The 14,575-nt window shown below is 64.1% G+C and carries 10 protein-coding genes and 1 other RNA gene; 3 read left to right on the top strand and 8 right to left on the bottom strand.

All coding sequences use genetic code 11. The annotated features are described in order from the left end of the window. Positions 1–19: 19 nt before the first annotated feature. On the bottom strand, positions 20–2,656 hold the full coding sequence (cphA, locus tag LPA45_RS03810) for a cyanophycin synthetase (RefSeq protein WP_367394930.1): 2,637 nt from the start codon (positions 2,654–2,656) through the stop codon (positions 20–22). Between the two features lie 254 nt (positions 2,657–2,910). On the opposite strand from cphA, the gene LPA45_RS03815 reads away from it, so the two are divergent. Together LPA45_RS03815 and LPA45_RS03820 are read left to right on the top strand one after the other, a co-directional pair. Further along, a complete protein-coding gene (locus LPA45_RS03815) occupies positions 2,911–5,208 on the top strand; it encodes an ABC transporter ATP-binding protein (protein WP_367394931.1) in 2,298 nt (765 codons plus the stop codon). Beyond that, positions 5,198–5,704, top strand: a complete 507-nt coding sequence (locus tag LPA45_RS03820) for a DUF1854 domain-containing protein (protein WP_233527950.1) — start codon at positions 5,198–5,200, stop codon at positions 5,702–5,704. Before LPA45_RS03815 ends, LPA45_RS03820 begins: the two co-directional genes overlap by 11 nt. 57 nt (positions 5,705–5,761) lie before the next feature. Here LPA45_RS03820 and LPA45_RS03825 read toward each other — a convergent pair whose 3' ends face one another. The 7 genes from LPA45_RS03825 to ompA all read right to left on the bottom strand — a co-directional run bounded on the left by LPA45_RS03825 (position 5,762) and on the right by ompA (position 11,396). Then, positions 5,762–6,655 (bottom strand): fimbrial protein, encoded by an 894-nt coding sequence (locus tag LPA45_RS03825; RefSeq protein ID WP_367394932.1) that lies wholly within the window; start codon positions 6,653–6,655, stop codon positions 5,762–5,764. A gap of 425 nt (positions 6,656–7,080) precedes the next feature. Further along, positions 7,081–7,482 carry a hypothetical protein gene (locus LPA45_RS03830; RefSeq protein WP_367394933.1) on the bottom strand — a complete coding sequence of 134 codons (402 nt, stop codon included), beginning with the start codon at positions 7,480–7,482 and terminating at the stop codon, positions 7,081–7,083. Positions 7,483–7,596: 114 nt separating this feature from the next. Further along, complete coding sequence (locus LPA45_RS03835) at positions 7,597–8,565, bottom strand: fimbrial protein (RefSeq protein ID WP_367394934.1); 969 nt, start codon at positions 8,563–8,565, stop codon at positions 7,597–7,599. 191 nt (positions 8,566–8,756) lie between these two features. Beyond that, positions 8,757–9,115: a transfer-messenger RNA gene (gene ssrA / locus LPA45_RS03840) on the bottom strand. 84 nt (positions 9,116–9,199) lie between these two features. Continuing rightward, positions 9,200–9,874: a phosphoglycolate phosphatase gene (gph, locus tag LPA45_RS03845; RefSeq protein WP_116317380.1), complete on the bottom strand. Its 675-nt coding sequence runs from the start codon at positions 9,872–9,874 to the stop codon at positions 9,200–9,202. An 8-nt stretch (positions 9,875–9,882) separates the two neighbouring features. Continuing rightward, a complete protein-coding gene (gene ubiG / locus LPA45_RS03850; protein ID WP_367394935.1) occupies positions 9,883–10,629 on the bottom strand; it encodes a bifunctional 2-polyprenyl-6-hydroxyphenol methylase/3-demethylubiquinol 3-O-methyltransferase UbiG in 747 nt (248 codons plus the stop codon). A 110-nt stretch (positions 10,630–10,739) separates the two neighbouring features. Further along, on the bottom strand, positions 10,740–11,396 hold the full coding sequence (gene ompA, locus LPA45_RS03855; protein WP_042884472.1) for an outer membrane protein OmpA: 657 nt from the start codon (positions 11,394–11,396) through the stop codon (positions 10,740–10,742). Positions 11,397–11,829: 433 nt separating this feature from the next. Here ompA and gyrA point away from each other — a divergent pair, with 433 nt between their 5' ends. Then, positions 11,830–14,493, top strand: coding sequence for a DNA gyrase subunit A (gyrA, locus tag LPA45_RS03860; protein ID WP_367394936.1), 2,664 nt, complete (start codon positions 11,830–11,832; stop codon positions 14,491–14,493). The last annotated feature ends 82 nt before the right edge of the window (positions 14,494–14,575 follow it).

Consider the following 14,575-nt stretch of genomic DNA (forward strand, 5'->3'; position numbering starts at 1 on the left):
CGCTGTTTCAGACGCCGCGTCAGGCGCGGCGCGCAGGCTGGCCCATCCAGTGGTGCACCAGGTCGACGGTGGCAGCGGTGGCGGCCTCGTCGCACTGCAGTACCAGCAGGTCGCCTGGCACCAACTGGCCGAGCGCTGCCTCGATAGCATTGGCGCGTGCGCCTTCGTCGATGATCTTGGTCACGCGGCGGCCTTCATAAAGGCCTTGCTTGAGCAGCGCGCGTGCCTCGGCATCGGGCAGGGCGCGCTTGACGCTGCGATCTTCGCACAGGAAGACGCGGTCGAAATGCTTGCCCAGCACCTTGCCCTGGCGCACCAGGTCCTGGTCGCGGCGCTGCACGCCGGCACCGTAGACCACCATGCGACGCTCGGACGGGAAGCGCTCCAGCGCGGCCGCCAGCGCTTCCAGCGCGGGGGCGTTGTGGGCGTCGTCGATGACCACGGTGGCACCGTTGCGCTCGAACAACGTGAAGCGGCCCGGCACGTCGACCTGGCCGACGTCGAAGGTCACCACGCCGGCGCGGATCAGGTCGTTGGAGATGCCCAGCGCCCAGCCCGCGGCCACGGCCGCCAGCACGTTCTCTACCTGGAACGCCACGCGGCCGGCGTAGGTCAGCGGCACCGCGGCCACGTCGACCAGCGGCGTTTCCTTGCTGCCGACCGCCAGCACGATCTTGCCTTCGCGCACATACACGGCGCGCTTGCCTGCGGCGCGGTGCGACATGATCGCGGGCAATTCGGGCGTCAGGCCAAAGAAGATCACGTCGCCGTCGCACAACCCGGCCATCTCGACCAGGCGTTCGTCGCGTGCGTTCAGCACGGCGGCGCCGTCCTTGAGCACCACGTCGACCTGCGTGCGCAGCACGTTGTACATGCGGTCCTCGTCCTCGACGTAGTAGTCGCCGAGGTGGTCGGGCTGGTCGAAGTTGGTGACCACGCCGACCTGGCAACGGTCATAGACCAGGCCTTCGGACAGGATGCTGCCGCTGTCGTTCTCGAACACGGCGGCCTCGACCGCGCGGTTCATCAGGATGCGGTGGCCGGCGTCCCAGTTGGCGCGGTCGCCGCTCTGCACCAGGCGCCGGTCCAGGAACAGGCCGTCGCTGCAGGCCAGGCCGGTATGCTTGCCCGACAGCTGCAGCAGGCGGGCGACCAGGCGCGCCACCACGGTCTTGCCGTTGGTGCCGGTCACGCCGACCACCGGGATGCGGCCGCAGTCGTCCTGCTCGGACTCGGGGAACAGGTGGTTGACGATGGCGCGGCCAACCGGACGCGGCGTGCCTTCGGCCGGCTTGATGTGCATCAGCAGGCCGGGGCCGGCGTTGACCTCTACGATGGCCCCGCGCTGTTCGGCCAGTGGGCGCGAGATGTCCTCGGCCACCAGGTCCACGCCAGCGATATCCAGGCCAACCACGCGCGCGGCCAGCGACGCATGCGCGGCCACGCTCGGGTGAACGCGGTCGGTCACGTCGAAGGCGACGTTGCCGTTGCGCTGGATCAGCACGGTGCGGCCTTCCGCCGGCACCGAGCTGCCGTCCATGCCCTGGCGCTTCAGCTCCAGGCGCGCGGCGGAATCCAGGCGCACGCGGTTCAGCGGATGGTCTTCGGTGCTGCCGCGGCGCGGATCGGAATTGATCTGCAGTTCGATCAGCTCGTCGATGGTGGACTTGCCGTCGCCGACCACGCAGGCGGTCTCGCCCATCGCGGCGGCGACCATGCGGCCGCCCACCACCAGCAGGCGGTGTTCGTTGCCTGGGATGAAGCGCTCGACAATGACGCCGCTGCCTTCTTCCAGGGCGACCGCGTACGCGGTCTCGACTTCCTCGCGGGTGATCAGGTTGGTAAAGACGCCGCGGCCGTGGTTGCCGTCATAGGGCTTCACCACCACCGGCACGCCGATGTCTTCGGCGGCGCCCCAGGCGTCTTCCGGCGAGTCAACCATGCGGCCTTCCGGCACCGGCACGCCGCACGACTCCAGCAGGCTCTTGGTCAGGTCCTTGTCGCGCGAGATGCTCTCGCCGATGGCGCTGGTGCGGTCGGTCTCGGCGGTCCAGATGCGGCGCTGGCGCGCACCGTAGCCCAGCTGGACCAGGTTGCCGTCCGACAGGCGGATGGCGGGGATGTCCCGGTCGTCCGCGGCATCGACGATGCACGCGGTGCTGGGGCCGAGGCAATGTTCGTCGACCAGGCGGCGCAGGTGGTCCACGGCGGCGGGGACGTCGAAGGGACGGTCCTCGATCGCGGCCATGACCAGGTCGCGAGCGGCGAACAGGGCGGCGCGGGTGACTTCCTCGTGCCACGCACGGACGATCACCTTGTACACGCCGCGCACAGGGGTCTCGCGCGCCTTGCCGAAGCCGCCGGGCATGCCCGCCAGGTTCTGCAACTCAAGCGTCACGTGTTCCAGGATATGGCCCGGCCAGGTGCCTTCCTTCAGGCGCTGCAGGAAGCCGCCGCGCTCGCCGATGCTGCAGCGATGCTCGATCAGCGATGGCAGCCAGGCCGACAGGCGCTCGTAGAACCCCGGAATCGTGTTGGAGGGAAAGTCCTCCAGTTCCCCGATATCGACCCATGCCTCCAGGACGGGCCGATATGTCCACATATTCGGGCCGCGCAGCGACATGACATCGAAAATCTCAATGTCCTTCTTTTTCATTGAATTTGCTTGAGGCAGTGGGCGGAACGCCCGAGAAATGGAAGCCTAACCTTTCAATAACGTTACAGCTTAGTACAGGTTGACTTTCTTCGATTAAAAGTGATTGTGCAGTGCATCAGGGCAACCCGCGGGTTCGCTGTTATTTGCGTCGTTATGTATACTGCGGGCGAATTCACGGGCAGCTAGTGCGCGCCCGGCCTAAATTTGTTTCAAGTTATGTCCTTTTCCCCTGGACGCTGCATGCCGCGCCATCCATGACCCAGTCCTCCCTGCCTGCCCTCAACACCCCCGCCTCCGACGAGCCGTGGCGTGCCGAATCCGGAACGTGGCTCCGTTCCGGCGAGAACGTCCTGGCCGGACTGATGCTGGACCTCGACGCGAGGCTGCATTTTACCCAAGGGTGGCTGGTTGTGACGGACCAGCGCATCGTCGCCCGGGCGCCGGGTGAAAAAAATGTGCGCGAATGGAGCATCTCGCCCGAACTGCGCCTGTCCCATACCGATCATGCGGGGGTTGGCACTCTCGAACTGGCCGGCCCCGGGGGGCGGCTGGCCAGCTGGCGATATACGCTTGGTTACAATCCTGCCGCGCTGCGGCTGGCCGACCAGTTCGAAACGCGCCGCGACGCAACCTCGGCGGCCCAGGTAAGCGAGCAGGGCGAAGTGGCTTGCCCGACCTGCAAGGCACCGCTGCCGCCAGATGAGGAAGAGTGCCCGCAATGCAACCGCGAGCTGGAAACGCCGCCGTCGACCTGGGCGCTGCTGCGCCTGTGGCGCTTTGCCCAGCCCTACCGCTGGCAACTGCTGGCCGGCTTCATGCTGACGCTGTTTTCCACCGGCGCCACGCTGGTACCGCCGTACCTGACCATGCCGCTGATGGACAAGGTGCTGATTCCATATCAGAACGGCGTGCCGATCGACTACAACTTGGTGCGCATGTACTTGGGCGGCCTGCTCGGCGCCGCGCTCGTGGCGTGGAGCCTGGGATGGGCGCGCACCTATCTGCTGGCGCGTGTATCCGAGCGCATCGGTGCCGATCTGCGCACAACGACCTATGAACATCTGCTGAAGCTGTCGCTGGAATATTTTGGCGGCAAGCGCACCGGCGACCTGATGGCCCGCATCGGCTCGGAAAGCGACCGCATCTGCGTGTTTCTTTCCCTGCACTTGCTGGACTTCGCCACCGACGTGCTGATGATCGTGATGACGGCGGTGATCCTGGTCTCGATTAACCCCTGGCTGGCGCTGGTCACGCTGGTGCCGCTCCCGTTCATCGCCTGGATGATCCATCTGGTGCGCGACCGCCTGCGCCACGGCTTCGAGAAGATCGACCGCATCTGGTCTGAGATCACCAACGTGCTCGCCGACACCATCCCCGGCATCCGCGTGGTCAAGGCTTTTGCCCAGGAGAAGCGGGAGGTGACGCGCTTTCACGAGGCCAACAAGCACAACCTGGCGATCAATGACCGCGTCAACGCGGTGTGGTCGCTGTTCACGCCGACGGTGACGCTGCTGACCGAGATCGGGCTGCTGATCGTGTGGGTGTTCGGCATCTGGCAGGTGTCGCACAGCGCCATCACGGTGGGCGTGCTGGTTGCCTTCCTGACCTATATCAGCCGCTTCTATACGCGCCTCGATTCGATGAGTCGCATCGTTTCCGTGACGCAGAAGGCCGCGGCGGGCGCCAAGCGGATCTTCGACATCCTTGACCATGTCTCGAGCGTGCCCGAGCCGGTGCGTCCGGCGAAGCTCGACAAGGTCGAAGGCGCCATCGACATGCGCGACCTCGGCTTCCGCTATGGCAACCGGGCGGTGATCCGCGGGCTGGACCTGTCGATCGCCCCGGGCGAGATGATCGGCCTGGTCGGACACAGCGGCTCGGGCAAGAGCACGCTGGTCAACCTGATCTGCCGCTTCTACGATGTTTCCGAAGGGGCGATCCGTGTCGACGGCGTCGATATCCGCTCGCTGCCGGTGTCCGAGTACCGCCGCCATATCGGCCTGGTGCTGCAGGAGCCGTTCCTGTTCTTCGGCACCATCGCCGACAACATCGCCTACGGCAAGCCGGATGCCACGCGCGAGGAGATCATCGCTGCCGCGCGCGCGGCGCATGCGCACGAGTTCATCCTGCGCCTGCCGCACGGCTACGACTCGCTGGTAGGGGAGCGCGGCCAGGCCTTGTCGGGCGGCGAGCGCCAGCGCATCTCGATCGCGCGTGCGCTGCTGATCAACCCGCGCATCCTGATCATGGACGAGGCCACGTCATCGGTCGACACGCAGACTGAGAAGGAAATCCAGAAGGCGCTCGACAACCTGGTGCAGGGCCGTACCACCATCGCCATCGCACACCGGCTGTCGACGCTGCGCAAGGCCGATCGCCTGGTGGTGATGGACCGCGGCAAGATCGTCGAAGTCGGCAGCCACGACGAACTGCTGCTGCGCGAGGGCGCGTACTACAAGCTCTACCAGGCGCAGGCGCGCAATGTCGATACCGAGGATGACGACGAGCGTGAAGCCGTGACCGAACTGCCGGAGGTGGCCAATGCCCACTGACATGACTTTGGCTGACATCAATGCCGCAGCCAGCGCGACGTTCACGCTGTCGCGCAATGCATTCGGCCGCCTGACGCTGATCCATGGCGACGGTACGGTTTATGAAGGGGTGGTGCCGGTACGGGCCTTCCCGATCTCCGCGCCGCAAGGCGGTATCGGCATGATGAGCGCCGACGGGCATGAGGTGGTATGGATTCCGCGGCTTGAAGCCCTGCCTGCCGCCGAGCGCGGCATGATCGAGGAAGAACTCGCGTCGCGCGAATTCATGCCGGAGATCGAGCGCATCGTCGAGGTATCGACGTTTGCCACGCCGAGCGTGTGGACCGTGCAGACCGATCGCGGGCAGACCTCGCTCGTGCTGCGTGGGGAAGAGGCAATCCGGCGCCTGTCCGGCAACACGCTGATGGTGTCGGACAGCCATGGGATCCACTACCTGATCCGGGACCTGATGGCGCTCGACAAGCACAGCCGCAAGCTGCTTGACAGGTTCCTCTGACGGCGGGCAGATGGTCCGGCGCAAGCCGAAGCGGCGCCTGGCGGCGCCGCGTTTCGTTTACTGGTAGTCCAGCGTAAATATCATGGCGCTCGATACGCTGCCAGGCGAAGGCGCGCCCCCCAGCGAGACATAGCGCGCACCGAAGCGGTAGGTGGAAGGCACATTGGCGGCAATGTTGCCCATGGCATTGCGTACTTGCAGCGGCACGGGTTCGCTGCCGGTGGCGTTGACGATCTGCACGCCGGCACCGCTGGCCATGCCGCTCATACCGGCGTTAGCGATGCCAAGGAGGCCATTCGGTGCCGATTGCACGGGCGTGCCACCCGCGCCGTCCAGCGTCAGGCCCACGATGGCAGCGCCGCTGCAGGTCAGCTGGATCGTGAAGGGCGTGTTACCGGCGGCTCCTTGGTTAGCCAGCGTGCTGGCACTGACATTGGGCAATGTCACCACGGCGGGGTAATTGACATTGCAGGCAATCTCGCGCGGCGAGGCACTGCCCGAGAAGCCGATGTAGTTGACGTCGCCGCCGCCAAGCGCGCCTGCCGTCGAGCCCTGGTAGACACCAAAGCCGAAGCGAGTCTGTGCCGGATCGAGATTTCCCGCGGAGATGGTCCCAGTCTTCACGAATTCCACCGAAACCGATATGGAATAGGTCATGTCCGCGTTGAGCGTGCCCAGGTTGGCCGAGCGCGTATCGCATTTGACCCCCGAGGCATTTGTCATCGGCTGTCCCGCGGCATTGCGTAGCCGGATGCCGATGCCGGCTACGCCGGTGGAGTAGACGCCGGGCATCACTTCAGTGCCCGAACCGTAATAGCAGGAAATGATCTGTGCGCCGGCAACCACGGACGGCCAGGTCACCGTGCAATTGCCACTGAAAGTGTAATTGCGGATGGTGCCGGGGATGGCGCTTCCGACCGGCAGGTTGGCCGCCACCGCCATATTGTTCATGGTCTGCAGAAAAGGCATGGCAGGCGTGGCAGTGCAGCCGGCATGGGCGAGGTGCGGGGATGCTAGGCACGCGAGCACAAGAAGCCAGCGTTTGAGGGCATCGAGCAGTCGGATACCGATGGGTGGAGCGTTGTGCATAGGTTTCAGCGGTTACGGGCTGGCGGTGGCCGTGGGTTGCCAATTCGCGTTCGCTGGAGCTGGCGCGGCCTGCCGGTTAAAGGACGAGCCAACTGTATTGGTACCGCTTGCGCCCATGGCCGGAAAATTCCGAATGCGCAGGGCAAATTTTCGGCAGTTGCCGCGCTCATGCCGAAACCGGCACCTCCGATACGCACCCGGCGGGCATGAAAAACGCGCCATGGTGGCCCGCTGATGTCGTCGTCCCAATCATATGCCCCGCACGTGGCAGCGCCGCTGAAGCACAACTAGTGCAGCATGTCCGGCGAGTCGTCGTCCTCGTCCCAGTCTTCATGCAGCATCGGCGCATCCGGCGCCATGTCGAAGACCATGGAGTGGTAGCGGATGCTGAACCACTCCCGGAACATGTCCAGCGTCAGGGTCTCCGGCCAAAGCGAGTCGTCGAACCACTCGCCCAGCATGAATTCGAAGAATTCCTGCCAGCGCTTTTCGACCCAGTGGACCGCGTTGGCATGCGTATCCGCGAGTTCTTCGGGCAGCAGGAATACGCTCTGGTCCTCGCGCACCTGCTCCAGCGTGAGACCGACAACCGGCTGCGGATCGACTGTCTGGATCCAGTCCAGGAACGGCTGTTCCGGAACCAGCGCGACCATGGCACGGTTGAGGGTATAGCGGGGATAGTCGGACATGGGGAAAGGCGCTTATGGCTTCGGCTGAACTGAGTATTGTAGTCGTCCGGATGCCCGAGGTAACGCTCTGTCGCTGCGAATGCGCGGCGGTCGCCTTTCCCGGCCCGACAAGCGCTACTGGTAGCTCATCGAAAACGTCGCAACGGCATTGACGAGTCCGCTCGATACCACGGGGCTGGTCTTGTAGTACCGCGCAGTCATCGGAATGCTGATCGCCTGGTTGTCGCTGTTCGTCCTGATGCCGGCGTCCATGACGGTGCCAAGGCTGATCGGCGCGGCGCCCTGCAAGACCTGCACGCCCACGCCTGTCGCCATTCCGCTGCCGGTCCCGTTGGCGAGCACGCCGGGACCATTGGCGGGATCGGCCGGACCGTCGATGTCGTAGTGGAGGTTGATGTTCGCGTCGCACACCAGCGAGATGGTGAACGGCGTGGCACCCTGCGTCGACCCGACCGCGGCGAGGCTCTGCGCGCTGGTCGTCGGCAGCTTGACGACAATATTGCTGTTCGTCACGCGGCAACTGGCGGTTTTCACGTTGATTTGCGTGCTCGTGAAGAACGTCGAGGCTGCAACGACTCCGCCATACACTGCTGACGCGGTCGGGTTCTGGAACGAGATGACGCCGGGGCTGGTCTCTCCCGTCTTGATGAATTGCGCCCGATAGAGTGCGGGCGGCAGGTAGACGCCGTTCAGGTACGGCATGGTCAGCTGGGCGCGCGGCCAGTTCTGGATCATGGCCTGGTTGATGTCGCCCGGCCTGTCGGCAATCACATTGGACCAGGCAATCTTGATGCCGATTCCGGGAACGCCGGTCTCATACACGCCCGCGATCCCGGTTGGCGTCATCGGCGTCGCGTAACCATAGCTCCATGCTTCATACGGGTTGCATTGGATGTAGGCGGAGTTGGTTCCGACCCAACCCGTGTCAAAGATGATGGCGCCCACCGGCAGGTCCCGCGGAATCTCGAGGTTTGCGGGCAAGTTCATGATCGAGGTGACACCCGTTCCGGTGCAGGCGCGGGCAGGGCCGGTGGCAACGATCAGAAGTAAGAGGCAGGCAATCAGGCAGTGCAATCGGCGCATGGCGGGGCAGGCGGAATGATCGGTGCGACCATTCTATGGAGCGAAGCTTTGCCGCCCGTTCGGACTTTTCCGAGAATGCCCGGGAATTAGCCATGCCGCGCCGCATGCGCCCGGAAACAAAAAACCCGTGAAGACGCTGGTCATCACGGGTTTCCCGGGCTTCGGAGATGGAGGTCTCCGAAGTGTTTAGCTGGTGGAGCCGGCGGGAATCGAACCCGCGTCCGCAAGCCCTCCACAGAGAGTTCTACATACTTAGTTCTGTCATTTGATTTAACCGGCGCATCGCGGACGAACACGCTCTACGACGGCGAGTCACTAAATTTTCGTCTCCGGACCCGTGACACTTCCGGAGCTTATCTGACGTAAATGACCTCGCGTGGTCTTGCGACCCTAGCCCGTCAGCGAGCCAGTGCGAGGACGGCGGCCCTTAGGCTGCCAGTGCGTAACGTTCGTCGTTAGCAGTTATTGCATTCCCATTGATTAACGAGGTGACGGGTCCTCGGTATGCCCTCCACTGCTTTGTAACCCACGTCGAAACCAGGTCGGCCCCAGTTAGAAGAAGATTGTACCCCGTTGGACGGAAAGTGTCGCGAGGAGTTCAATGCCGGCCAGCTGTGCGCTGGCCGCCACGCCGCTAGCAGACGGCCGCGGGTACCAGCAGGGGGATCAGTTCGGCCGGATGCCACACCAGGTGGTCGGCGCCCCATGCCTCCGGCGGCTCGCCGTCGCCGCAGTATCCATAGGCGGCCGTGACGGTCATCATGCCGGCGGCCTTGCCCGCCTGGATGTCGCGCAGGTCGTCGCCCACGTACACGCAGCGGCGTGGATCGACGCCAGCGCTGGCCGCGGCGTGCAGCAGCGGGGCAGGGTGGGGCTTGGCATGGGCAGTGGTGTCGCCGCTGACCACGGCACTGGCGCGCGGCGCCAGTCCGATGGCGGCGACCAGCGGCACCGTGAATCGCGCGATCTTGTTGGTGACGATGCCCCAGGGGATGCCGGCCGCTTCCAGAGCCGACAGCACTTGCGGCATGCCATCGAACAGTCGGGTGTGGACGGCGATGTCGGCCTCGTAATAACCCAGAAAGATATCCCGCAGCGCCGGAAATTCAGCGTCTTCCGGCACCAGCCCGAAAGCCGCGCCGAGCAGGCCGCGCGCACCATGCGAGGCGACCGGGCGAAGCTTCTCGTACGCCACCGGTGGGCGGCCGCGCTCGATCACGAGCCGGTTGGCGGCGGCGGCCAGGTCGGGGGCCGTATCCGCCAGCGTGCCGTCCAGGTCGAAGAAGACGCCTGCGATGCCGGTGTTCATGTTGCCATTCATGCCGCCACCCGGCGGAACGCCATCATGTAGTTCACATCCGTGTCGCGGCCCAGTGCGTAGACCTGCGACAGCGGGTTGTAGGTCATGCCGCGCATTTCGACCAGGTCCAGCCCGGCATTGCGGGCAAAGCGCGCCAGCTCGGATGGCGTAATGAATTTGTCATAGTCGTGCGTGCCGCGCGGCAGCATGTTCAGTACGTACTCGGCGCCCACGATGGCCAGCAGGTAGGCCTTCAGGTTGCGGTTGATGGTCGAGAAGAAGACGTGGCCCCCCGGCTTCACCAGCGTCGCGCAGGCTTGCACGATAGATGCCGGATCCGGTACGTGTTCCAGCATCTCCATGCAGGTCACGACATCCAGGCTGGCGGGCTCGCGCGCCGCCAGCGCTTCTGCCGCGATCTCCTCGTAGGTCACGGCAACTCCGGACTCCAGGCTGTGCAGGTCTGCGACCTTCAGCGCCTTGCTGGAGAGATCGATGCCGCGCACGGTCGCGCCGAGGCGCGCCATGCTCTCGGACAGGATGCCGCCACCGCAACCCACGTCGACCACGCGCTTGCCCGCCAGGCCGGCGATCCCGTCGATCCATGCAAGGCGCAGCGGATTGAGTTGGTGCAGCGGCTTGAACTCGCTCTCGGGATCCCACCAGCGGTGGGCGAGCTCGCTGAACTTGTCGATTTCCTTGGGGTCTGCGTTCCGGCGCAGCGGATCGGGATGGGCGGACAGGGTCTGGGAGGGCAACGTCATCGTGTACGGGCCGGCGGCAACTGCCCACGCCGGCGGAGGAGGTATCTGGGCAACTGTATCAAAAAAAAAGCCCAGCTTGCGCTGGGCTTTCTTGATCGGAAAGTATCCGATTAACGTGCGCTGCGGGTGCCGACCACTTCGACTTCCACGCGGCGGTTCGGCTGCTGGCAGGCGATCTGGGCCTTGCGGTTGCCCTTGCACGACTTCGGATCGACCTTCAGCTGGCGCTTGCCCTTGCCTTCGGTGTAGACACGGTTGGCTTCAACGCCCTTGCTCACCAGGTAAGCCTTGACCGATTCGGCACGGCGGATCGACAGGCGATCGTTGTACTTGTCCGAACCGAACGAGTCGGTGTGGCCAACGGCGATGATGACTTCCAGGGTGATGCCTTGCAGCTTCGAGACCAGGTCGTCCAGCTTGGCCTTGCCTTCGGGCTTCAGTACAGCCTTGTCGAAGTCGAACAGGGTGTCAGCAGCGAAAGTGACCTTCTCGCTCGACACGACCGGCGGTGCCACCGGAGCCGGTGCCGGAGCGGCCGGGGCTGCGGGGGCCAGGGCGCCGTCGCACAGGGCGTTGGCGGTGGCCGGGGTCCAGGAGCTGTCGCGCCAGCAGAGCTCGTTCGTGCCATTCTTCCACACGTACTCGCTCGTACCGTTGCCCCAGTTATCGTTCACTGCCTTCTTTTCGTAGGGGACGGACTGGGCTTGAGCGGATGCAGCCATTACTGCGGTAGCTGCAACGAGCGCGAGCTTGGCAAATTTTTTCATATTTCTCCTCTCAGGATGAGATCACCGCAGGGTTACTGCGAGCAAATGGACGAAAACAAGTCATACATTCTTCGGAGTATAACATTCTCGATGTGGTGGATGCTCCACTTCGAACAATGTCTGGCTCTTCGCTGGGGAATTGTGCCACAAGGGTCGTTTCCTAAGAAGTAAATATATTCGATTCGCCCCATGGGTTTTGGGCCTGTGGTGTTTGTGCAACATAGGTCTTGTGTCGCCCGCAAAGCCTTGTGGCATCAGGGTTTCCGGGTTTTGGGCAGAGCCGCCGGCCACCTTCGGCAGGCCTGTTTCGGCACGGTAAGGCGGGGGTGCCGGCATGTTAGAATGGCACGTTGCCCAGCCGTCAGGCGCCTGCCCGCGCCACGTGCAAAAGGGCCTGTCATTCGCTTAAACCTGCCGCATAAACCACGCCGCAATGGATCCATTCGCAAAAGAAACCCTTCCGGTCTCCCTCGAAGAGGAAATGCGCCGCTCTTACCTCGACTACGCCATGAGCGTGATCGTGGGGCGCGCGCTTCCCGATGTGCGGGACGGCCTGAAACCGGTGCACCGGCGCGTGCTGTTTGCGATGCACGAGCTCAACAACGACTGGAACCGTGCTTATAAGAAGTCAGCCCGTATCGTCGGGGATGTGATCGGTAAGTACCATCCGCACGGTGACACTGCTGTATACGACACCATTGTCCGCATGGCGCAGAACTTCTCCCTGCGTTACATGCTGGTGGACGGGCAGGGCAATTTCGGCTCGGTCGATGGCGATAACGCCGCGGCCATGCGTTATACCGAAATCCGCCTGTCGAAAATCGCCCACGAGATGCTGCACGACATCGACAAGGAAACCGTCGATTTCGACAGCAACTATGACGGCTCTGAAAAAGAGCCTTCTATACTCCCGGCCCGTATTCCCAATCTGCTAATCAACGGTTCCTCCGGTATTGCAGTGGGTATGGCCACCAATATCCCGCCGCATAACCTGAATGAAATCGTAGACGGCTGCCTGCATCTGCTGCGCAATCCGCAGGCGACGGTGGATGAGCTGATTGAATTGATTCCGGCCCCGGATTTTCCGACCGCCGGCATTATCTATGGCATCCAGGGTGTGCGCGAAGGCTACCGCACCGGTCGGGGCCGCGTCGTCATGCGCGCCAAGACGCATTTCGAGGACATCGACCGGGGTCAGCGCCAGGCGATCATCGTCGACGAGCTGCCCTACCAGGTGAACAAGCGCACCCTGCTGGAGCGCATCGCCGAGCTGGTCACGGAGAAGAAGGTCGAGGGCATTTCGGATATCCGCGACGAGTCGGACAAGTCCGGCATGCGCGTGGTGATCGAGCTCAAGCGCAACGAGGTGCCCGAGGTCGTCCTCAACAACCTGTATAAGAACACCCAGCTGCAGGACACGTTCGGCATGAACATGGTGGCGCTGGTGGACCGCCAGCCGCGCCTGCTGAACCTGAAGCAGATGCTGGAGTACTTCCTCGCGCACCGCCGCGAGGTGGTGACCCGCCGCACCGTGTTCGAATTGCGCAAGGCGCGCGAGCGCGGCCATGTGCTGGAAGGCCTGGCCGTGGCGCTGGCGAACATCGACGAGTTCATCGCCATCATCAAGGCGGCGCCGACGCCGCCGATCGCCAAGCAAGAGTTGATGTCCAAGCCCTGGGATTCGGGCCTGGTGCGCGACATGCTGGCACGAGCCGAAAGTGAGACCCCGGGCGGCCGCGCGTCGTATCGCCCGGACGGCCTGCCGGCGGTTTTCGGCATGCAGGCGGATGGCCTCTACAAGCTGTCCGACGGCCAGGCGCAGGAAATCCTGCAAATGCGCCTGCAACGCCTCACCGGGCTGGAACAGGACAAGATCGTCCAGGAATACCGCGACATCATGGCGGAAATCGCCGATCTGCTGGATATCCTGGCGCGGCCGGAGCGCATTACGGCGATCATCACCGACGAACTCACGGCGATCCGTGCCGAATTCGGTGATGACCGACGTTCGCAGATCGAACTGAACGCGACCGAGCTGGACACCGAAGACCTGATCACGCCGCAGGACATGGTGGTCACGCTGTCGCACAGCGGCTATATGAAGAGCCAGCCGATCTCCGAGTACCGCGCGCAGAAGCGCGGCGGCCGCGGCAAGCTGGCAACGGCGACCAAGGAAGACGACTGGATCGACACCCTGTTCGTCGCCAATACCCACGACTACATCCTGTGCTTCTCGAACCGCGGCCGGCTGTACTGGCTGAAGGTGTACGAGGTGCCGCAGGGTTCGCGCAACTCGCGCGGCCGCCCGATCGTCAATATGTTCCCGCTGTCGGACGGCGAAAAGATCAACGTGATCCTGCCGGTGCGCCAGTTCGACGCCGAGCACTTTATCTTCATGACCACCGCCCGCGGCACGGTCAAGAAGACGGCGCTGACGGAGTTCTCCAATCCGCGCAAGGCCGGCATCATCGCGGTCGACCTCGATGAGGGGGATTACCTGATCGGTGCCGCTGTGACCGACGGCCAGCACGACGTGATGCTGTTCTCCGATGCCGGCAAGGCGGTGCGTTTCGACGAGAACGACGTTCGCCCGATGGGCCGCCAGGCGCGTGGCGTGCGCGGCATGAACCTGGAAGACGGCCAGGCGGTGATCGCCATGCTGGTGGCGCCGGCGGAAGCCGCGGAGGGAGCCGCCGAGGAAGCCGAGGTGGGCGCGCGCGGCAGCGTGCTGACCGCAACCGAGAACGGTTACGGCAAGCGCACGCCGATCGCCGAGTACACTCGGCACGGCCGCGGCACCAAGGGCATGATCGCGATCCAGACCAGCGAGCGCAACGGCCGCGTCGTGGCGGCGGCGCTGGTTTCGCCGGACGACGAAATCATGCTGATCACTACCGGTGGTGTGCTGATCCGTACACGCGTCGCCGAAATCCGTGAAATGGGCCGCGCCACGCAGGGTGTCACGCTGATCAACGTCGACGAGGGCACCAAGTTGTCTGGCCTGCAGCGCATCGTCGAGAGCGATGCCGACAACGGCGCCACCCCGGAAGAGACGGAAGAGGCTGGCGGTAACGCCGATGCTGACGCCAATTCGTAACCAATTGGCCCCATCGCGCGTTAAAACGTAAATTGTTGCAACAACAGGACGTCAGCCGGAACTCGACTTGCGGCTGTCCGGA

This window comes from Cupriavidus sp. Agwp_2, assembly GCF_040784895.1.
GTDB lineage: Bacteria > Pseudomonadota > Gammaproteobacteria > Burkholderiales > Burkholderiaceae > Cupriavidus.